The organism is Thermanaerothrix sp., assembly GCA_026417795.1.
GTDB lineage: Bacteria > Synergistota > Synergistia > Synergistales > Synergistaceae > Thermanaerovibrio.
Genome location: JAOACP010000132.1, coordinates 1 through 624, shown reverse-complemented (window position 1 = coordinate 624; position 624 = coordinate 1). Strand labels below are relative to the sequence as shown.

General features: G+C 38.5%; 1 protein-coding gene. It reads left to right on the top strand.

Translation table 11 applies throughout. From position 1 onward, the window contains the following. Positions 1–176, top strand: a 176-nt coding sequence (locus tag N2315_09595) for an IS110 family transposase (protein ID MCX7829424.1), incomplete at its 5' end; no start/stop codon positions are given. Between the last annotated feature and the right edge of the window lie 448 nt (positions 177–624).

The following is a 624-nucleotide window of genomic DNA, read 5'->3' as shown; positions in this document are numbered from 1 at the left end:
TGCATGAGTACTATACAACAAGGGGTAAAAATCCGCTAAAGAAGATGCAGTCTCTCATTGCACTCAGCAATAAGTTAATACGGATATTTTTCGCTATACTAACGAAGCAGACGGCCTATGATCCACAAAAGATGATGGACGATATAGTAAGACCAACAGCGTTACAAGCTGCTTAAATTAAGGGGTTAAATGCATAAGTACAGATATAGATCATTGAAAAGAAGAGCCGGATAGTTGGGATGAATTTTCACCATAAGGACGAAGATCCAGAGTGTGAGCTTGACTAACATCCACCTCATGGACATGCGGGACGAAGGAATTAAGGGCAATGACCCAGATAGATTTAAGAGGTTGGCAACCGGAGATCATGTGGAAAAGGAAGGCCGAAATAGCTGAAATTAATGACAGTTATTCTCCCTTACCCATGTGCATCCATAAATATGTAGACCTAGAAATCATGTCCATAGAACTCTGCTTAATCAATGTGAAATACTGCGATTTATGAAGTAATTTATAGAAAATCTAAGAAATATTAAAGAGGTAAAAATGACAATAACATCACCCGAAGGGTTTAGTGATAGTATCACAAAGCAGCTCATTATGTTAGATTACCGACTACAGGCA